Source organism: Streptomyces sp. NPDC060205, from assembly GCF_042728395.1.
Taxonomy (GTDB): Bacteria; Actinomycetota; Actinomycetes; order Streptomycetales; family Streptomycetaceae; genus Streptomyces.
This window is the reverse complement of record NZ_JBHWZP010000040.1, coordinates 1-18606: the sequence shown is the minus strand read 5'-3', so window position 1 is coordinate 18606 and position 18606 is coordinate 1. Positions and strand designations below refer to the sequence as shown.

Genomic DNA, 18606 nt, shown 5'->3' with positions numbered 1-18606 from the left:
TTGGTGGACGACAGGAAGGACCATCGACGATGGCCGAGGACCGCTCCCTCCCGCTGATTCCCGACCAGCGGCGTGAGCAGTTGCTGAAGCACCTGCGCCGCGACGGAGTGCTCAGCGTCCAGCAGATCACCCAGCTCCTCGGTGTCTCGCACATGACGGTCCGCCGTGACATCGCCGAACTGGAGCGCCAGGGACAGGTCTTCTCCGTACCGGGCGGCGCCCGGATCGCCAGCCATCTGCAGAGCGAACCCAGCCACCAGGCCAAGACACTCATCGAGCAGCCCGAGAAACAGGCCATGGCCGCCAGGGCCGCGCACCTGATCGAGGACGGCATGACCGTCTACCTCGACGCGGGTACGACCCTGTCGGCCATGGTCCCCTTCCTCGTGGACCACACCGCCCTGACCGTCGTCACCAACGACTTCACCACCGTGGACCAGTTGATGGCCACCGCTCCCCACCTCGACCTCATCCACGTCGGCGGGAGGGTGGAGTCCGCCAACCGCTCCAGCGTCGGCCGTCTCGCCGCCACCGTCCTGCGGCAACTCGCCCTCGACATGGCATTCATCAGCACCAGCTCCTGGGACCTCCTGCGCGGGGTGACCACTCCCTCCGACCTCAAGGTGGAGGTCAAGCAGACGGCCATGGAGTGCACGGGCACCTCCGTGCTCGTCGCGGGCTCCTCGAAGTTCGGCACCTTCGGCAAGTACCGGGTGGCCGCCCTGGGCGCGTTCGACACGATCATCACCGACAGCGCCCTGGCCGACGCGGCGGCCGACGGCGTACGGGCCTCCGGAACCGAACTGCATCTGGTGAAGCCCTGACGGCCCAGGACACCTGAACGCGCGAGCCGGCCCGGAGGAATCACGCGGCGGGCCGGGAGAGCAGGTCCACCAGCGCCGCGCCCCGGCCGGTCAGCCGCTGGCGCACCTCCCGGCCGTAGCGCTCCCGCTGCAACAGACCCGCCGCCTTCAGCTGCTCGCAGTGGTAGGTGATGGTGCTGGCGCCCATGTTGAGCAGTCGGGCCAGTTCACTGACCGTCGCCGGCGGCTGCACCGAGCGGAGCACGCCGGCCCTGACCGGTCCCAGCAACTGAACGAGGTCGTCCTTGCGCGGGGCACTCGCCACCGGCGGCCCGAGCCGCCCCGCGCCCGGCAGCGGGTAACCGAACCACACCACGTCGTCCCGGTCGAGGCTGTACAGGGAGGGAGCGGTGCCGCAGACCACGGGGATCAACACCAGGCGCCGCCCGGCCAGTTCGAAGTGCTCCGCCCCGCACGACGGCAGTTCCAGCGCCCCGTCCGCGTAACCGATCCTCGGGCTCAGCCCGGTCAGCACCCCGTCGAGGTTCCGGCTGACCACCGCGGAACCCACCCGTTCCGCCTCCTTGCCCAGCAGCGCGTCAGCCCGTACCCACAGGGGTTCGAGCTGCCGCCAGGCCGCCTGCACCACGTCCAGGTAGGTGCCGAGGAACCCCGCGGGATCGTCCAGCACCCGCTGCCAGCCCCGGGGCACCGCATCGCCGTGGTGCAGCGCCACCTCGGCCGCGAGACTCTGCGCGTCCGCCTCCCGCAGCCCGGCGAGCACCGACCGCATGTCCGTGGCACGTACGTCGCCGGTCAGCGTCAGGAGGTCGGGGATCCAGCCGGATCCGGGACCGAACAGCGGACGCAGGGTGTCCGCCGCGGCCGGCAGGGCGGAGCGGACCGCGTCCCGCCAGCGCCTTGGCACGCCGTGCCGTGCGCCGCCCAGCACCTCGCTCAGCACGGGGAAGACAGAGGCGCCGGGGACTCGGCCCACCTCGACGTGCACCTCGTCCAAGGGGCCGAGAAGGAGACGACTGCCCGCCAACGAGTACCTCCTGTGGAACGACGACCGTCCTGTACCGATGTGCCACGACGCTCCGGTGCCGGCCTGACCGTCCCTCCCGAGGCCGGTACCGCATGCCGGGCGTGCCCATCGACGTTTCGAAGAAGTTCGCAGAGCTGGAGCGCCGGACCGCGGCGGGCGACGCTGGGATCACGAGGGACGCCACCCGCCCCGGGGGACTCCCGGTGCCGATGAGGGAGACAGGGAAATGCAGAAGCAGAGTTCGCGACCGATGACCAAGCTCATGATCACGGCAGCGGCGGGGGTCATGGCGGTGGCGGGCATGGCCGCTCCGGCCTTCGCCGCGGAACACCGGCCGGCGGAGCGGTCCACCTCCCTGAGCGCGGGCGTCCAGGCCCAGACGGTCACGACCTGGATCAACGGCAATGTGCGGATCGGGCCGAGCACCGGCTACAGCATCGCCTACACCGTCGCGGCGAATCAGAACCTCACCGCCGTGTGCTGGAACGAAGGCGGGTTCGTCAACGCCAACGGCGTCTACCACGACAAGTGGGTTCTCCTGTCGGACGACAACTGGATCTGGGGCGGACTGCTCAAGGGCAACGAGACGGGCAACGTCTCCAACCACTGCTGAGACCCGGGTTCCGCCTGGTCCGGGTTCTTCTGCATGACGGCCGTACGGGTGTGCGGATGCAGCGGATGCATGGAACTCCTTGCGGCTGGACCGGCTGGACCGGCTGGACCGGCTGGCATGACGCGCGCAAGGCTAGAAGGCAACACGGCCGTACCGCCCCTGACACCTGTCAGGGGCGGTGCAGGGGCAGTGCGGTATCTACTGGGACGGCGGGAGCCGGTAGACGGAGACGTGGGAGCGCGAGTCGGCGGTGAACTCCGTGCCGTCCCAGTCCGCGTGCCTCGACTCCAGTTCGAAACCGGCCAGTTGGGCCATCAGGTCGAGTTCGGCCGGCCAGATGTAACGGTGCGGGCTGCGGAACAGTTGCGCCCGCTCGCTCTCGTCGAACCGGAAGTGGTGCGAGACGACGTGCTGGCGCAGGACGTCGTACGTGTCCAGGCCGATGTAGTCGGCGTCGGTCTGCCAGACGGTGGCCGCCTGCCCCGGCGGGAGCTTGCGCAGCTCGGGCACCCACAGCTCGATCACGAACCGCCCACCGGAGGTGAGATGGCGGGCGGCATTGCGGAAGCACTCGACCTGCTCCGCCTGGCCGAGGAGGTTCGAGATCGTGTTGAACACGAGATAGACCAGGCTGTACTCGCCCGGGACGACGGTCGTCGCCATGTCGCCGATGACCACGGGGATCGTCGCCTCGTCGGCCTTGGTGCGCAGTTGCTCCACCATCGGCGGTGACAGCTCGATGCCGGTGACGGGGACCCCTCGCTCGACGAGCGGAACCGCCACCCTGCCCGTGCCGATGGCGAACTCAAGAGCGGCCCCGTCCCCCGCGAGGCCGGCGAGCCGGTCCACGGTGGGCCCCAGGGTCTGAGGCGCGAACATGCCGGTGCCGGGCGTGTCGTAGCGCCGCGCGGTGGCGGCGTCCCAGATCTTTGCCTGCTGCATTCGGTCAACGGTCGCCGCCGGCCGATGCCATGTCCAACGAATTTCCCCTATGACGGACCGTCAACTGACGGTTGAATGAGGTCACTTCGCACATCGTGGACGAGTGGGCCGAGGCGGGGGTCTGGTGTGAGGGCGATTGTCGTGGGAGCGGGTATCGGCGGACTGGCGGCCACGCTGAGCCTGCGCGGGGCCGGACACGAGGTGACGCTGGTCGAGCAGACACCGCGGTTCACCGAGATCGGTGCCGGTATCCAGCTCGCGCCCAACGCCACCCGCGTACTGCGGCGGCTGGGCCTGCTGGACGAGATCGCCGCGCGGGCGTACCGCCCCACCGAGGTGTGCTTCCGCACCTGGTCCGACGGGACCGACGTCTGCCGCTACCGGCTGGGACGCGAGGTCGAGGACGCGTTCGGGGCGCCCTACCTCCTCCTGCACCGCGCCGATCTGCACGAGGCACTGGCCGCGGCGGTGCCGCCCGCGTCCGTGCGTCTGGACACCGCGGTCGTCGGCATCGACCAGGACGACAGAGCCGCCCATGTCACCACGGCGAGCGGCGAGCGCCTGAGCGCGGACCTGGTCGTGGCGGCCGACGGGATACGGTCCGCGGCCCGCCAGTGGCTCTTCGGCGCGGACACGGCGCTCTTCTCGAAGACCGCCGCCTACCGGGCGCTGCTCCCGGCCGCCGAGGTCGCCGATCTGGACCTGCCGGAGCTGGCCGTCTGGATGGGACCGGGCCGCCACTTCGTCCACTACTGGGTACGGCGCGGGGAACTGCTCAACGTGGTGGCCGTGTACACGGCCGACGAGGCGGGCCGCCCGCAGGAGTCGTGGATCGCGCGGGCCGAACCCGGCGAGCAACTGCGCGCGTTCGAGGGATGGGACTCCCGGGTGCTGGGCGTCCTGGAACGCGCCGGGCAGATGTTCCGCTACGGCATCTACACCAGGGCCCCGCTGGAGCGGTGGAACGTCGGACGCGTGACCCTGCTGGGCGACAGCGCCCACGCGATGGTGCCGTTCCTGGCCCAGGGCGCGGCCCAGGCGATCATGGACGCGGCCGTGCTCGGCGACGTCCTCACGGACGCGGCGCCGGCCGAGGTGCCCGACGCCCTCGACCGGTACGTACGCCGGCGGCTGACGACCGCCACGAGCGTGCAGGCCGGGGCCGCGCGGGCGGGCGACGAGTTCCATCTGCCGGACGGGCCCGAGGCCCGGATCCGCAACGCCCGGATGGCGGCCCACGCGGCCGGGAACAGGTTCATGCCGCAGTCGGCCGGGTGGACGGACGACGCCCGTTGAACCTGCCCTTCCCCGTCAGAGGGACGAAGGGGATGAGAGGGGCGAAGAGGTGGCGGTGCGCTTCCGGCTGAAGTCCAGCGAGAGGGCGAAACACCGCTCGACCGCGGCGTCGGGAAGGCCGTACCAGAGGTGATCGGCTCCCTCGATCAGCCGCAGATCGGCCGTCACTCCGGCCTCCCGCAACACGGCGGCCAGCCGTACGCCCTGGTCGCTGGGGACGATGTGGTCCTCGCTCCCGTGCAGGACGAGGAACGGCGGCGCGTCGGCACTGACGTGGTGGACGGGACTGGCGTCGCGGGTGCGTTCCGGCACGTCGGCCGGAGCACCTCCGACCAGCAGCGCCTCGAAGGTGTGCCCGTCCGCCGGGTCCCTGGCGAGTGCGAGGAGATCGGTGGGGGCGTACCAGGTGACACAGCCGGTCACGGGCGGGACGGAGGGGACGCGGCGCGCGGAGGTGAGCGCGAGCAGCGCGGCCAGGTGACCGCCCGCGGACTCGCCCCACACGACGGTTCGGGCGCTGTCGAGCCCGAGTTCACCGGACCGTACGTGCAGCCAGGCCAGCGCGGCGGCCAGGTCGTCGACCTGGGCCGGATGCACGGCCTCGCCGCTGAGCCGGTAACCGGGGCAGGCGACGGCGAACCCGGCCTGGGCGAGGCGGGCGAAGGGGCCCGGCCGCCAGGAGCGGAACGCCGGGCCCGCGTCGCCGCGCAGCCCGGTGCGCCAGGCCCCGCCGTGGACGAAGACGACGACCGGGAGCGGCCCTGCCGGATTCTCGGGGAGCCACAGGTCCAGCTCCAGGGGACGATGGCCGTCGCGCAGCAGATAGGGCACGCCGCGCAGCAGTCGTACGCCGGGGGTGGGCAGGGCCGCGGGTGGCAGGGGCAGCCGGGCCGGGTCCGGCGGGGCGAGCAGCGCGGCGAGGTCGGGCGGCAGGGACATGGGTTCCTTCAATGATCCGGAGTCGGAACCGGAGCCGGGGGCGGCGGTTCGGTGAGCGAAGCTTCGGTGGACGGGGCTTCAGCGAAAGGGGCTTGGGCGAACGGGCGTCAGAGTGCGGCGAGGCGCGGCAGGAGGCGTTGTGCGTTGGCGGTGGTGAGGGACCGCCAGGTGACGCCTTCGCCCGAATCCGAATCCGAATCCGAATCCGAATCCGAAGCCGAAGCCGAGGTCGAGGTCGAGGTCGAGGTCGAGAACGAAGCCGGCACCGGAGCCGCGTCGACCGAGGCGACATGGGCCTCGGCGGCGGCCGGCGGGGTCCAGCAGTAGTCGCTGCCGTACAGCAGCCGGTCGGGGTCGACCAGATTCAGGAGCGCGGGCACCTGCCGGGGGAACGGGGTGCCCGCGAGGTCGTAGTGCAGGCGGCGCAGTTGCGCGAGGGCGTCGGGAGCGCCCTGGTCGTCGGGCATGAACAGCTTCATGAAGCCGTTGACGCGGTCGGCGAGCACGGGCAGGGCGCCGCCGCAGTGGGGGACGACGACCTTCAGGCCGGGGTGGCGTTCGAGGGTGCCGGCGAACAGCAGGTCCGTGACGGTCCGCGCGGTGTCGAAGATGAACTCCACCATGGGGCGTGGCCGTCCGAGCGCGGACTGCTCCCAGCACACGGGGGAGGTGGGGTGGAGGAAGACCACTGCGTCGCGCCGGGCCAGCTCCGCGAAGACCGGCTCCAGTCCCGCGTCACCGAGGTAGACACCGTGGGTGTTGGTCTCCAGGACCACCCCGTCGGCTCCGAGGGTGTCGAAGGCGTACGCGATCTCGTCGAGGGCGCCGTCGACGTCGGGCAGCGGCAGCGAGGCGAACAGGCCGAAGCGGCCGGGGTGTTCGCGTACCACCTGGGCGCTCTCCTCGTTGACCTCGCGGGCCAGCCGCCGGGCCGCTGCGTCGTCACCGAAGTGCACGCCGGGGGAGGAGAGCGACAGCATCGACGTGCCGATACCGCAGCGGTCCATCAGGTCCAGATGGGCGGCGGGCGACCAGGCGGGCCAGCCGGGCATGCCGTCGGGCCGCTCGTGCCCGGCGGCCCTGGCCTGCCGGATGTAGGACTCGGTGACGAAGTGGGCGTGCACGTCGACGAGTCGCGGCGCGTCAGGGGCTGTCATGGGTGGGCTCCTGGGAGGTGGGGGCCGAGGCGGCGGGGCTTTTGGCGGTGGCGGAGGGCACCGGACGGCGGCGGGAGGGCCGGTTGCGGATCGCGGTGACGATCCGCTCGCCCGCGACGATGCCCGCGAGGCCGGTCAGACCGAGCAGCGGAGGCGCGGGGGAGGGGACGGACAACGCCCAGTAGACGGCGCCCATCAGCGCTCCCGCGAGGAAGGCGAGGGCGGCATGCCGGGTGAAGTGCCGGGCGCGGACGATTCCCGGCACGGCGCCCGGAGCGGCGTCCGGAGCAGCCTTCGGGAAATCCTCCGGAGCAGTCTGCGGGACGCCCCTCGGAACGCGCTTCGCAGCACCCCCCGAAGCAGCCTCCGGGACGGCCCCCGGACCGGGCTTCGAGGCGTTCACAGCGTCGCCAGAAGGGCCTGGCCGAGCAGCATGCCCAGCAGACCGAACAGCGCGACCGGCGGCGGCGCGGGAGACCTGACGCGCAGCGTCGCGTAGAGAGCGCCGACGAGCAGCCCGGCCGCCAGGGCCTTGAGGTAGGGCATGCCGCTCATCCCTGGGTACGCCACTGGTGATCGGGCAGGAAGCGTACGTCGTACTGTCGGGGGACGGAGCCGAACTTGTGCGGCTCGGGCACGAACGGCCGCTGCGGCAGGCCGAGTTCGTCCGTGGGCGTGCCCAGGTTCTCGAAGAACCGCTCGAAGGTGCCGCCGGGACCGGCCGCCACGCCGACGATGCGGCTGTGGTGCCGCTCGATGCGGTAGGCGTGCGGACAGTTCTTGGGTACGAAGCCGAAGTCGCCGGCGGTCAGCAGCTTCTCGTACTGCTCGCCGGCGGTGTCCTCGACGAACAGGCGGACCGCGCCGTCGGCGATGTAGAAGACCTCGTAGGTGTCGGGGTGCGAGTGGGCCGGGATGATGTCGCCCTTGGGGCCCTCGGCGGTGAAGAAGTTGAACGTGTTCTCGGTCTGTTCACCGCCCGCGTAGACGGTGAACAGATCGCCGAACAGATGGGCGCGGTCCCCCATGCCCTTCTCGATGAAGTACGGCCTGCCCGGATCGGAGGGGATGTGCGAGGCGGAACGGTGGCGGGTGGCGAATTCAGCGGTCATGTTCTCTCCCGGGGGTGGCTCACGGAGGACACGGGCGAAATCCCTATGTCAGGTAGCCTGACATAGGGATTGGCTGCGTGGCAATGCCCCGACCTAAGCTCGGACCCCCTGTGCGTCTTACTTGAGGAACCCATGAAGTCCGTTGGCACTCCGCTCCCGCAGCTGCTTCTCGACGCCCGCCGCTGGTTCGACGAGGCGCTGGTGGCGACGTTGGAGCAGGCGGGGATGGCGCCCATCTCGCCGACCCAGGCGCAGCTGTTCGCCGCGCTGGACGAGCAGGGCACCACGGTCTCCGAGCTGGCCCGGCGCATGGGTGTCACCCGTCAGACCGCGCATCAGGCCGTGCACAGCCTCATCGGCATGGGGCTGCTCGAACAGATCCCTGATCCGTCGTCCGCGCGCCGGAGGCTGATCCGCCGCACAGCCGACGGCGCGGCGGCGCACCTCGAAGCCGTCTCCGTGCTGGCGGCGCTCGAAGGGGAACTCGCGGTGCGTATCGGCCGTGGCCCCGTCGACTCCCTGCGCGCCGCGCTGGAGGCACCCCGGGGGGATCCGCCGACGCTGCGGATCCCGTCCGCGGGCGTACCGGATCCGGGAGGCGCGGCTCAGTAGTCGGTCACTGGGCCCCGCGGGATTCAGTCCGGTGCTCGGACGGCCGCACGCCGTGCCGTCAGTCGGACCGCAGGTTCTCCAGGGTCGACCGGGTGTCGGACTTCACCCACCGCGAGACCTCGCCTATCTCGGGCGGCGTGGTCGTCTCGTAGGAGGTCGTGTAGACGTTCCAGCTCATCTGGTACGTCATCCAGCCGTCGCGCACCGCGAGAATCACCGCCCGGCTGCCGCCGACCCCCGAGCCGGTCGTGGTGTCCTCGGTCACCAGATAGGCCTCGTCACCGAAGCCGGACACCTTCGCCACCTCGTAGTCGTCGTACCGCTGGCCGTACTCGGACCACAGAGCGGTGAACTCGGCGGAGGGATCGGTCTCCTTGTGGAGATCCATCTGTACGGAGAGATACGCGTCCGAGTAGGAGGAGGCCGAGGATTTCTTCAGCGAGATGCTGCAGTAGCTCTGGTCGAGGGCCTTGTGCTTCAGCGCGTTGTGCGTGGGCGCGCTGCCGTCCTCGGGGTACTCGGTTCTGAGCGAGTCGTAGTCGACCGAGGAGCAGAGGTTGGCCCTGGCCCGGTACCCCGCCAGATCCGGGTCGCCGTCGAGCGGGCCGAGGAGGAAGAGTCCGCCGGCCCACAGGGCCGAGGCGACGACCGCACCCACCGCCGCCCACAGCACAGCGCGCCCCGCGGTGCCCTTGCCGCCGGGCGGCGGGGGAGACCCGGGCGGCGGCCCGTACGGGTACTGCTGGGCCGGGGGAAAGGCGGGAGGAGGCCCGTAGCCGTAGCCGTTCGTCGGCTGTGCGCTCTGGTACGGGACCATCGTGGGCTCGGGTCTTGGCGGCGAAGGCGGCGAGGGTGGCGAGGACGGCGGGTGCTGGGCCTGCGACTGGTGTGCCTGTGCCTGTGCCTCTGCCCGTGCCTCTGTCTGAGGCGGCACCTGTGCCTGTGGTTGTGGCTGCGCCTGCGTCTCCGTCCGGGGCTGGGCCGCGGATGCGAGCTGGTCCGCCGGCGGAGCAGTGGAGCCAGCTGGGGGTGACGCCTGGGGTTCGGGCTGCGCCGGGAGGTCTTCGGGCCGGTTGTGCATCCTGTGCTCCTTCTCCGAAGGGCAGTTCTCCAGAAGCGACCTTCCCGCATCGGCCATCGCGTAGTCGCGGACCGGCTCCCACGGAATCCGCCGCGCGGCTCTGCGGTACGCCCGTGGTCGCGGGCCCCCACGAGTCGGACAGGCCCGCCTCACGCCCGCCATGACAGGCGCGGGCACGAGACGGGCACACGGTCGACGCGACGGGTCCTAGCCGATGTCGAAGTCGAGATTCGTCACGTACCAGGAGTCCTCGATCTTGCCGGAGTGGACCTTGATGTCCAGCTGGTCCGCCGTCACTCCGGTGGAGTGCGACAGGATGATCTTTTCGAGGGTCTGGCCGTCGACGGTTATCTTGTCGGCGGGGTACTTGACGGTGTCGCCGGTGGCCGGGGCCTTGGCGACCTCCACCTTCGGGTCCGCGGAGGGCGGCTCAGGTGTGAACGACTCACCGAGCTGCTTGACGGTCGCGTCGATCTGCTTCCGGTCGGGCGCGTCGTCGCCGCAGGTCTCCTCACTGCCGACCTTGGCGGGCGTCGAGCCCTCGGCCGGTTCCGCCATCACCAGGCAGGCCTCCTTGGGCTGCTGCTTGATGACCGCGGTGACCCACGCGGCGACGGCTCCCTCGGGGGTGGACTGGTCGGCGGCCGAAGCCGGTGCCGATGCCGAGGCGTCCGAGTCCGGCTTCTTCTCGTCGGCCGCGGGCGAGGCGCTCGCGTTCGACTTCTTCTTAGAGTCGGAGTCCGAGTCGCTCGAACATCCCCCGAGAGCCACGACCGCCGCCAGCGTCGCTCCCGCGATCGAGCTGATCCGTCTCGTCCTCTGATCCACTAACACCACTCAACAGCCTTTCCTGTGAACACACATGTGCCTCAGCGACCCCACGAGTCATCTCTCGTCGCAGTTCCGCCTCGACCATCAAGACGGCGCGCGGAGCCGAGCGGTTCTGCTTCGAACCGCTCGGAATCGGCGGGGTCACCGGTCAGGCGAACTGCCACAGGTGGTCGTCGGTGCCGTTGTCCTCGAATTGGACGACATGGGCGCTGTTCTGGGTGGACATGCCGTCCACTCCCAGCACCTTCCCGCTGTGCTTGTTGCGGATCAGGAACCAGCCGCTCCCCGCGTCGACGAACTGCCACAGGTGGTCGTCGGTGCCGTTGTCCTCGAACTGCACGACGTGGGCGCTGTTCTGTGTCGACATGAGGTCGACGCCCAGGACCTTCCCGCTGTGGCCGTTGCGGATCAGGGACCATCCGTCACCCCGGCCCACGACCTGCCAGGCATGGTCCCCGGTGCCCGAGTTGTCGAACTGCACCACGTGGGCGCTGTTCTCGGTGGACATCCCGTCCACGGCGAGCACCTTCCCGCTGTGCTTGTTACGGATCCGCCGGTACGGAGCCTCGGGCTGCCAGGGAGTCCCGTCGGGGGAAGCGGTCGGGAAGGACGCGATACGCAGGCGCGCCGCGCCCATGGGGATCAGCGTGACCTGCTCCACCGCACCCGCGGACCGGGCCGGGCTCTGCTGCAGCGGAGCCACCACGTGCTCGTCGTCGGCGATCCACTCGGGGACACGGCGTGCGTCGGCGGTGAGGGAGACGGGGGTGGCCGACTGCGTGAACGGATTCGCGGCGACCGGCCCCGGAGCGCGGTGCACCACCACACTCCCGCCGGGCACCAGCCCGTAGTTCCACGGGGTCGTGGCATGGACCTCGTACTCGGGGAAGACCGAGTCGCCGCCGTAGCGGACGTATCGCTCGCCGATGCGCAGCGCGTAGGTCAGCGGACCGTGGCTGACGCTGACCGAGTCGCGGTTCCCGGGCCAGGTGTGCACGGTCGTGCTCTGCGGCAGCCGCAGGGAGACACGGTCGCCGTCGGCCCAGGTGCGGTCCACGCGTACGAAGGCCGGTCCGCTCCGCGCCGGCACGCTCTTGCCGTTGATCTGCAGCCGGGGCGCCGCACACCAGCCGGGTATCCGCAGCAGCAGCGGGAAGCGGACGGACCGCGGTGTCGAGACGGCGAAGTCGACCGTCTCGCGGAACGGGTAGTCGGTGGTCTCGGTGACGGTGACGGAGGTGCCTCCGGCCACCTCCGTCGTGACCTGGCAGGCCGCGTACATGGCCGCCGCGAGGCCGCCGTCCGGTGTGCCCAGCCAGAGTTCCTCGGCGAAGTAGGGCCAGCCCATGCCGTAGTTGTGCGGGCAGCAGCGGTACTGGTCGATGCCGGGCTGGAAGGACTGCATGGCGAAGCCGTTCTGGAACTGCCCTTGCGTCTTGCGGGAGTTGTCCAGGTCGACACTGTTGGCGCTGGTCACGTAGTGCACGCCCTTGCCGTCCGGGTCCAGGGACGCGGGCAGCATGTTGAAGGCCAGCTCCTCGCACCGGTCGGCCCAGAGAGGGTCGCCGGTGACGCGCGTGAGCAGTTCGTGGCTGGCCATGAACTCGACGACACCGCAGGTCTCGAAACCCTGCCGCGGATCGCCGAACCCGGGCCGGATGTTCTCGTCGCCCGCGAAGCCCCCACCGGCGAACTGGCCGTGCGCCGCGAGGAGTTCCGTGTACGTGCGGTAGCTGGCGCGGGTGTGCTCCGCCGAGCCGGAGCGCTGCGCGTACTGGGCCGGTTCGCGGAAGCCCTGCGCGATGTTGACGTTGTGGACGTTCGGCAGCGCGCCGGTCCAGTCGGCACCCCACGTGTGCATCTTGTCGACCAGGTCGAGGAGGAAGGGCTCGGGTGTCCGGCGGTACAGCCACAGGGCGATGTCCATGCAGTCGCCCCACCGCTGCGACACCCAACTGGTGTCGAAGGCACCCTTGCCCTGCGTGTTCATGTACCGCAGGAACCGGGTGAGGAAGGGCACGACCCGGGTGTCGCCGGTGAACTCCTCGAAGCTGCGCAGCGCCTGCAGGAGGGGAAGGAAGGGCCAGAAGTCGGGGCCGCCGTTGAGCGCGGTCCGCAGGGCGCGCGGCCCGAAGAAGCCGTCGCTCTGCTGGGTGGTGAGGATCGCGTCGATCCAGCGCCGCGCCCGGTCCAGCGCGGCGGTGTCGCGGGTGGCGACGGCCAGCGGCACGTAACCGCGCAGCCAGTACGGCAGTTCCTCCCAGGCGCTGTTCTCGGGATGGACCCAGCCGCTCGTGGCGAAGTCCAGGAAGTGGGACTTCTCGGTGAGCCGGCCGCAGAGTCCGTCGAGTTGGAGCCGCAGCTGACCGGCCAGCCAGCCGCGCGGGACGATACTGCCCGGCTTCAGCCGCAGGAAGGCATCGGCGACCACTTCGGCGGCGGTCCCGGCCTCGGCTGCGGCCCCGGCTGCGGTCACCCGGGGCGCGGCGGCGGCGACGGATCCGGTGTGCATCAGGGGTGCGCCCGCACCGAGCGCGAGAGTGCCGGTGCGCAGCAGATGGCGTCTGTTGATCGGCATGTCACTGCTTCCTGTTGGGGGAGAGGAAGGGGCCACCGACGGCCTGCCGTGGAGGATGCTCGGACGTCGGCCGTGAGCGGCGGAACAGAGGCTGTACAACGTTGGAAAGTCGGCTTGCGGCATCACAGCACGGCGTACGGCGGCTGTCCAGAGAAATGACAAGGACATGCCCGTCCTGTTGTGCCTGCGGGGCCCGGCACGGCGGCGTATGGTTGGTTCGCCTGTTCTGACGTGTGGACCCGCGGCCTCGGCAGCGCCCGACCCTCTGCCGCCGGCCGCCGCCATCCCCGGGAGAGCCCATGGGTACCCAGTTCGAGGCCACTGTCGACATCGACCGCCCGATCGACGAGGTCTTCGCCTTCCTCGCCGACGGCACCAACGATCCGAAGTTCAGCCCCCGCGTGCAGAAGATCGAGAAGACGCCGGACGGGCCGACGGCCGTCGGCACGATGTTCCGCAGCACCGTGAAGGACGCCGGCATGACGACGGGCCGGGAGTTCGAGATCACCGAACTCGTCTCCCCGAGCAGGATCCGCTGGAGCGAGCGGTCCAAGAACCTGATCACCGCGGCCGACGGAGGCTACGACCTGGAGCCGACGCCGAGCGGCGGAACCCGCGTCCGTATCTTCAACGTCCTGGAGGGCCACGGCGTCGGCAAACTGCTGCTGCCCCTCGCGGGCGGCGCGGCACGCAAGGACGCCCCTGCTTTCGGACAGCGCATCAAGGCGGCCGTTGAGGCCTCCTGAGACCGTGGACCCCGCGGGCGGCGCTCCCTTAATTCGGTGGAGCGCTGCCCGCCCGGCTCGTTAGGGTCGCCCGATGAGCACGCGTACCTTCCGTATCACCGTTCGAGGCGTCTTCGACGGGCTCCGCGCCGATCAGCGGGCCGCCCTGCTGGCCGACGCCGCCGAGCACGACGTGCTGCGCGCGGCCTTCACCCCACAAGGGCATCTGAGCTACGACATCGCCGCACGGTCCGCCTTCACCTTCCGCTTCGTGGACACGGGGGAAGAGGAGGAGGACATCCTCGACGCGACCGAACGGGCCGAGACGGCGGCCGAGGCCTGGCTCACGGCACGCGGATACGGCTTCAAGAACCTCCGGTCCACCGCCGAGGATCTCTCACAGGCCCCGCTGGGAAAGCGGCAGCGGCGCGAGGCGGCCCGGAAGCACACCTGACCGGACCGCCGGCCGCCCGTTCAGCCATTCAGCAGGGCTGTCTGCCCAGCGTGCGCGCGAGTTCCGTCGTGGCGTGCGCGATCTCCGTGTCGTCCTCCGACTCCAGCACGTCGAGCGCGTCCTGGTGGGCGTGGACGGCCTCCCTCGCCGCGCGCTCCCACACGGCCGGGTTCTCCCGGTGGTTGAGCAGCTTCGGATAGGCGTCCGCGATGCTCTCCCACTGCCGGGTGTCCGCGATGTTCTTGAGCAGCTGCAGGATCGATGCCCGGCACGTCACCTGGGGCAGCTGTGCGAGTTCCCAGAGGAAGGGGACCGTGGCGGCGGTCGCCTGCTCCACGACGAAGCCGTACTGGCAGACGCGTTCGCGCAGTTCCTTGAGTGCCGTCGCCGCGGTCTCCGCGTCCCCCCAGGCGACACTGCTGAGGAGCAGGGGGATGGCGGTGGCGCAGCCCGTGGAGTCCCGCATCTCACTCCAGGAGATGCGGCCCATGGCGGTCAACGGCGTGCTCGACGCCGCTCCTGTCCGGGCCAGTTCGTGCCCTCGCTGCCCGGTCCTCGGCTGCTGCGGCGGAACGCTATGCATGGCGTCAGGCCTTTCCGGCGTGTCGTATCGGTTGGGTGACGAGGGCGGCGCATCCGTCCGGAGCGGGGGTCCGAAGGGACGTACCGCGCCCCGGGTGTTCACGGATGTGTGCGACTGCCGATACGACTGCCCCGCCGGCCATCAGAGGCGGTCGCGCCGGAAGCCCGGTGAACCTGCCCAGGCCTCCTGCCGGCGCTGCGGTCGGCCGCAGCGACGAGAGCTCTGGACGCGCAGGTGACAACACGTCATCTCCCTGATCTGACGTCAGGACGCGATGCCCTGGCTGGGGTTGTCGGCGCTGCAGTTATTATCCACACTGAACACGGCCGCGTGCAATTGCACGCGAAATTGCGTGAAGTTTGGCCGAAGACGCTTGGTCGAGGGCCGCCGGGCCGCCGGTTCGATTCGGCGCAGGGACAACGGGAACAGCGAGGAGACGCGGTGCCACAGGTGGAGAACGGGATACGGGCCAGCTCGCTGGACGTCAGCTGGACCAAGAGCCGCCACAGCAATGCCGAGGGAAACTGCGTCGAGGTCGCACGGATCGACGGGGGCGTCGCCGTGCGCAACTCCCGTGATCCCGAGGGGCCCGCGCTCGTCTACACGTCCGCGGAGCTGGCGGCTTTCCTGGCGGGAGCCAAGGACGGCGAGTTCGACCATCTGCTGTGAGCCGCCGTTCGCCGGCTCAACTGCCGAACCTCTGAAGGGGGATGGGATGCCGCGCGGTCCGGTGCGATACTGTTGCCGTCCTTGTGCCGGATTGCGGGGGAGTCGAAGATGGTAGCCGGGTCGCCGCGCGTCGCACGGCTCGAATCCTATCTGGAGCGTTCCGAGCCGGCTCCGACGCTGCTGAAGATGCTGGTCGGCGTCCAGCTCTCGGGTTTCCGGGAGGACGCCGGCCTCGCTCAGGACCAGGCGGCACGCGCCCTGGGCTTCAGCGGCGCCAAGCTCTCACGCATCGAGTCGGGCAAGGGCCGCAAACCACCGACCGAGACCGATGTACGCGCCCTGCTGCGGCTGTACGGCACCGACGAGTACGAGGCCTCGGTGCTCCTCAAGCTGCTGCACCGGGCGGGCGAGCCGGGCTGGTGGCAGCGTTACGACAAGCGCCTGATGCCCGAATGGTTCGAGCGGCTGGTGGGCCTCCAGGAGGCGGCAGCCACCATCCGTACCTTCGAGATCCAGTACGTGCCCGGCCTGCTGCAGACGCCGGCGTACACCCGGGCCGTGGTCGAACGGGGCCTGCCGAACGCACCGTCCGCCGAGGTGCACCGCAGGGTCGAACTGCGCATGCGCCGCGCCCAGTTGCTGCACCGCGAGGACGCCCCGCAGCTGTGGGCCGTCATCGACGAGTCCGTCCTGCTGCGTGTACTGGGCAGCCGGGAAGCCATGCGCGAGCAGCTCGCCCACCTCATCGACATGGCCCAACGGCCCCATGTGGTCCTGCAGATCGTGCCGCTGGACGTCACGAACGCCTCGGCGCCCGCCATACCGATCACCTATCTGCGGTTCGGCGGACTCGACCTGCCGGACGTCGTCTATCTGGAACACATCAGGAGCGCGCACTTTCTTGAGGACCGCGACGAGACCGAGGAGTACCGCCTCACACTCGACCGGCTGGCCGACGAGGCCCTGATGCCCCGTGACTCCCTGGAGATGCTGAGAACCACGATGGAGCAGCGCTACGGGTCCGAGTGACCCGCGCGCAGCAGACGTGAATCGCCGGACAAGCCCTAGGGAAGCCGGCCCAGACCGCCGAACTCGATCCATTCCTGGGAGAGCTGCCGGGTCTGCACCTCACTGTCGGGGCGCCAGGTGGAGACCTCCACCAGTCCCGGCTCCAGGATCTCCATGCCGTCGAACAGCGCCGCTACGTCCTTCTCCTGGCGTACGCGCCCCCAGTGGCCCTGCGTCGCCTGGTCCATGAAGTTGGTGACGAAGTCCCGGACCTCGGCATCCTCGCTGACCAGCTGGCAGATCACCAGGAAACTGCCGGGCGCGAGCCGCTCGCTGACGCGCTCCACCACGGCCTGCGGGCCGTCGGTGTCGCTGTCGGGGATGCAGTGGAAGACCGAGTTGAACAGCGCGGCGACCGGCTGCGAGAAGTCGATCAGACGCCGGGTGTCGGGATGGGCGAAGATCTCCTCGGTGTTGCGCATGTCCGCGTGGATGACCGCGGTGCGGTCGTTCTGGTCCAGCAGCGCCCGGCCGTGGACGAGCACCATGGGGTCGTTGTCGACATAGACCACCCGTGAGTCCGGGTCGATGCTCTGCGCGACCTGGTGCACGTTGTCCTGGGTGGGCAGGCCGGATCCGTGGTCCAGGAACTGCCGGATTCCGTAGTCCGTGGCCAGCGTCCTGACGACCCGCTGCAGGAAACGCCGGTTGTTCAGGGCCAGCCGACGGGTGCTGGGCACGACCTTGTCGAGTTCCTCGCACGCCGCGCGGTCCGCGGAGTAGTTGTCCTTGCCGCCCAGATAGTGGTCGTACATACGGGCGGCCGTCGGAACAGTGGCGTCGATCTTCTTGGACAGCGGCCTGTCGGTGTTCATGGTTCCCCCGGCTCGATCGGCACCAGCTGTGTCCGTAACAGGAACTACATCTTAGGGAGTTGACGTTTGCCACGGCCAGCCTGTCGCCGTATCAGGCCTTCGGATGAATGAGTAGATCATGTGTCCGACGACCATGGCTCGGGCTTCGGCGCCCGCCCGCCGCACCGCTGCGGAGCGCGCGGCGTACGGCCATCAGGCCACCGCCACGCTCGTCGTCAACGCCTCACGGAGCCAGGAGTCCGCTCCGCCGAGGCTCGGATCGGGCGTCAGTTCCGCCGCCAGCCGCCAGTAGCGGGCCATCACCGGATGATCCGCCGCGGCGAGACGGACCGTGAGTGCGCGACGGAAGGCGGGGCTGTCCCGGGTTCCGGCGTCACGGGCGTGGGCGGCGACGTAACAGTCCAGTGCCTCACCGGGGCCCGGCGCGCGGTCGGCCCGCAGGGCGGCGGCCACCAGGAGGTACGCCTCGTGCAGACCGTCGTAGAGCAGGTCCGGGTGTGCGGCGGTGGCGGGCCGGTGGGACACGAGGCAGCGATCGGTGGCGGCCGTCGCCAGGGCGTGGAGGCGGGCGAAGGCGAGGACCTGGTCCGGGGTCGGGTCGGCCGGGGGCCGGGGGACGGCCGCCTCGGTGACGGCGCCGCGCAGCCGGGCGGAGAGCCGGACCGGCAGCACCCGGCGCCAGTAGTGCGCCAGGGCGGAGGTGCTGGGCGGGACACCGACCGCCCCGATCACCTCAAGGCGCTCCGCGAGCTGCTCCGGGTCGCCGTCGTGCACCGCACGCAGCGCGGCCTCGCGCCAGCGCAGGGCGGCGAGTTCGCCGCCGAGGTCGGCCAACCGGCGTGCCACCACGGCCTCCAGGGTGTCGCCGCGGTCGAGGACCCGCCCGATCTCCGGGACGGGCACGCCGAGCGCGCGCAGCGCGCGGATCATGCGCAGCCGCTCCGGCGCCCCGGGACCGTAACGCCGGTGGCCGCCGCCGCTGCGCGAGGCTTCGGGCAGCAGGCCCCGGTCGGAGTAGAAGCGGACGGTCTTGACCGTGGTCCGCGCCAGCGCGGCGAGTTCGCCGATGCTCAGGGTGCCATGGACGCGGCTCGCGCCGTCCACGGAGCTCATGCCGCTCGTGCCGTCGGGTGGCAAGGGTTGAACCTCCCTCAGGGGGAGTTCCTAGGTTAGCCAGGGCGGCGGGCGGGCCGGCCGGCCCGCCCGGACGAACCCCCCCAGGGGGTTTAGCTGTCCCAGGTGGTCCGGGTGGCGGGGCCGGTGACCCACGGCCGGGGCGG

21 protein-coding genes are annotated in these 18606 nt (G+C 70.6%); 8 read left to right on the top strand and 13 right to left on the bottom strand.

Annotated elements, in window-relative coordinates; genetic code table 11:
- Positions 1-29: 29 nt before the first annotated feature.
- Positions 30-824: a DeoR/GlpR family DNA-binding transcription regulator gene (locus tag ACFWGJ_RS10110; RefSeq protein ID WP_387322333.1), complete on the top strand. Its 795-nt coding sequence runs from the start codon at positions 30-32 to the stop codon at positions 822-824.
- Between the two features lie 40 nt (positions 825-864).
- Here the strand turns inward: ACFWGJ_RS10110 and ACFWGJ_RS10105 are convergent, their stop codons facing one another.
- Positions 865-1851: an ArsR/SmtB family transcription factor gene (locus tag ACFWGJ_RS10105; RefSeq protein ID WP_387322332.1), complete on the bottom strand. Its 987-nt coding sequence runs from the start codon at positions 1849-1851 to the stop codon at positions 865-867.
- A gap of 226 nt (positions 1852-2077) precedes the next feature.
- Between ACFWGJ_RS10105 and ACFWGJ_RS10100 the strand changes: the two genes are divergently transcribed.
- Positions 2078-2464, top strand: coding sequence for a hypothetical protein (locus ACFWGJ_RS10100; protein ID WP_387322331.1), 387 nt, complete (start codon positions 2078-2080; stop codon positions 2462-2464).
- Positions 2465-2662: 198 nt separating this feature from the next.
- Here ACFWGJ_RS10100 and ACFWGJ_RS10095 read toward each other — a convergent pair whose 3' ends face one another.
- Positions 2663-3406 (bottom strand): class I SAM-dependent DNA methyltransferase, encoded by a 744-nt coding sequence (locus tag ACFWGJ_RS10095; RefSeq protein ID WP_387322330.1) that lies wholly within the window; start codon positions 3404-3406, stop codon positions 2663-2665.
- 126 nt (positions 3407-3532) lie between these two features.
- On the opposite strand from ACFWGJ_RS10095, the gene ACFWGJ_RS10090 reads away from it, so the two are divergent.
- Complete coding sequence (locus ACFWGJ_RS10090) at positions 3533-4702, top strand: FAD-dependent monooxygenase (RefSeq protein ID WP_387322329.1); 1170 nt, start codon at positions 3533-3535, stop codon at positions 4700-4702.
- A 15-nt stretch (positions 4703-4717) separates the two neighbouring features.
- Here ACFWGJ_RS10090 and ACFWGJ_RS10085 read toward each other — a convergent pair whose 3' ends face one another.
- The 5 genes from ACFWGJ_RS10085 to ACFWGJ_RS10065 form a co-directional block, all read right to left on the bottom strand.
- On the bottom strand, positions 4718-5641 hold the full coding sequence (locus tag ACFWGJ_RS10085; protein ID WP_387322328.1) for an alpha/beta hydrolase fold domain-containing protein: 924 nt from the start codon (positions 5639-5641) through the stop codon (positions 4718-4720).
- A gap of 107 nt (positions 5642-5748) precedes the next feature.
- Positions 5749-6798 (bottom strand): amidohydrolase family protein, encoded by a 1050-nt coding sequence (locus ACFWGJ_RS10080; RefSeq protein ID WP_387322326.1) that lies wholly within the window; start codon positions 6796-6798, stop codon positions 5749-5751.
- Positions 6785-7063 (bottom strand): XapX domain-containing protein, encoded by a 279-nt coding sequence (locus tag ACFWGJ_RS10075; RefSeq protein WP_387322325.1) that lies wholly within the window; start codon positions 7061-7063, stop codon positions 6785-6787. The genes ACFWGJ_RS10080 and ACFWGJ_RS10075 overlap by 14 nt, the downstream gene beginning before the upstream one ends.
- Before the next feature lie 134 nt (positions 7064-7197).
- Positions 7198-7344: a DUF1427 family protein gene (locus tag ACFWGJ_RS10070; RefSeq protein ID WP_387322323.1), complete on the bottom strand. Its 147-nt coding sequence runs from the start codon at positions 7342-7344 to the stop codon at positions 7198-7200.
- A 5-nt stretch (positions 7345-7349) separates the two neighbouring features.
- Complete coding sequence (locus ACFWGJ_RS10065; protein WP_387322322.1) at positions 7350-7910, bottom strand: quercetin 2,3-dioxygenase; 561 nt, start codon at positions 7908-7910, stop codon at positions 7350-7352.
- Positions 7911-8042: 132 nt separating this feature from the next.
- Between ACFWGJ_RS10065 and ACFWGJ_RS10060 the strand changes: the two genes are divergently transcribed.
- Positions 8043-8522 (top strand): MarR family winged helix-turn-helix transcriptional regulator, encoded by a 480-nt coding sequence (locus tag ACFWGJ_RS10060; RefSeq protein ID WP_387322320.1) that lies wholly within the window; start codon positions 8043-8045, stop codon positions 8520-8522.
- 58 nt (positions 8523-8580) lie between these two features.
- Here ACFWGJ_RS10060 and ACFWGJ_RS10055 read toward each other — a convergent pair whose 3' ends face one another.
- From ACFWGJ_RS10055 to ACFWGJ_RS10045, 3 genes are all read right to left on the bottom strand, one after another.
- The gene (locus ACFWGJ_RS10055) at positions 8581-9339 is read right to left on the bottom strand and encodes a hypothetical protein (protein ID WP_387322319.1); all 759 of its coding nucleotides are present in this window, start codon (positions 9337-9339) and stop codon (positions 8581-8583) included.
- A 471-nt stretch (positions 9340-9810) separates the two neighbouring features.
- A complete protein-coding gene (locus ACFWGJ_RS10050) occupies positions 9811-10431 on the bottom strand; it encodes a hypothetical protein (RefSeq protein WP_387322318.1) in 621 nt (206 codons plus the stop codon).
- A 151-nt stretch (positions 10432-10582) separates the two neighbouring features.
- Positions 10583-13012: a beta-L-arabinofuranosidase domain-containing protein gene (locus ACFWGJ_RS10045; RefSeq protein ID WP_387322316.1), complete on the bottom strand. Its 2430-nt coding sequence runs from the start codon at positions 13010-13012 to the stop codon at positions 10583-10585.
- 299 nt (positions 13013-13311) lie between these two features.
- On the opposite strand from ACFWGJ_RS10045, the gene ACFWGJ_RS10040 reads away from it, so the two are divergent.
- Positions 13312-13758, top strand: a complete 447-nt coding sequence (locus ACFWGJ_RS10040) for an SRPBCC family protein (protein ID WP_387322314.1) — start codon at positions 13312-13314, stop codon at positions 13756-13758.
- 73 nt (positions 13759-13831) lie between these two features.
- The gene (locus tag ACFWGJ_RS10035; protein ID WP_387322312.1) at positions 13832-14191 is read left to right on the top strand and encodes a DUF6204 family protein; all 360 of its coding nucleotides are present in this window, start codon (positions 13832-13834) and stop codon (positions 14189-14191) included.
- Positions 14192-14219: 28 nt separating this feature from the next.
- On the opposite strand, the gene ACFWGJ_RS10030 is transcribed toward ACFWGJ_RS10035, so the two are convergent.
- Positions 14220-14774 carry a hypothetical protein gene (locus ACFWGJ_RS10030; RefSeq protein WP_387322311.1) on the bottom strand — a complete coding sequence of 185 codons (555 nt, stop codon included), beginning with the start codon at positions 14772-14774 and terminating at the stop codon, positions 14220-14222.
- Between the two features lie 441 nt (positions 14775-15215).
- Between ACFWGJ_RS10030 and ACFWGJ_RS10025 the strand changes: the two genes are divergently transcribed.
- Positions 15216-15443 (top strand): DUF397 domain-containing protein, encoded by a 228-nt coding sequence (locus ACFWGJ_RS10025; protein ID WP_189767770.1) that lies wholly within the window; start codon positions 15216-15218, stop codon positions 15441-15443.
- Positions 15444-15551: 108 nt separating this feature from the next.
- Positions 15552-16472 (top strand): helix-turn-helix domain-containing protein, encoded by a 921-nt coding sequence (locus ACFWGJ_RS10020; protein ID WP_387322309.1) that lies wholly within the window; start codon positions 15552-15554, stop codon positions 16470-16472.
- Between the two features lie 35 nt (positions 16473-16507).
- Here the strand turns inward: ACFWGJ_RS10020 and ACFWGJ_RS10015 are convergent, their stop codons facing one another.
- Positions 16508-17326, bottom strand: a complete 819-nt coding sequence (locus tag ACFWGJ_RS10015; RefSeq protein WP_387322308.1) for an SAM-dependent methyltransferase — start codon at positions 17324-17326, stop codon at positions 16508-16510.
- Positions 17327-17518: 192 nt separating this feature from the next.
- Positions 17519-18463: a MerR family transcriptional regulator gene (locus tag ACFWGJ_RS10010; protein WP_387322307.1), complete on the bottom strand. Its 945-nt coding sequence runs from the start codon at positions 18461-18463 to the stop codon at positions 17519-17521.
- Positions 18464-18606: the final 143 nt, after the last annotated feature.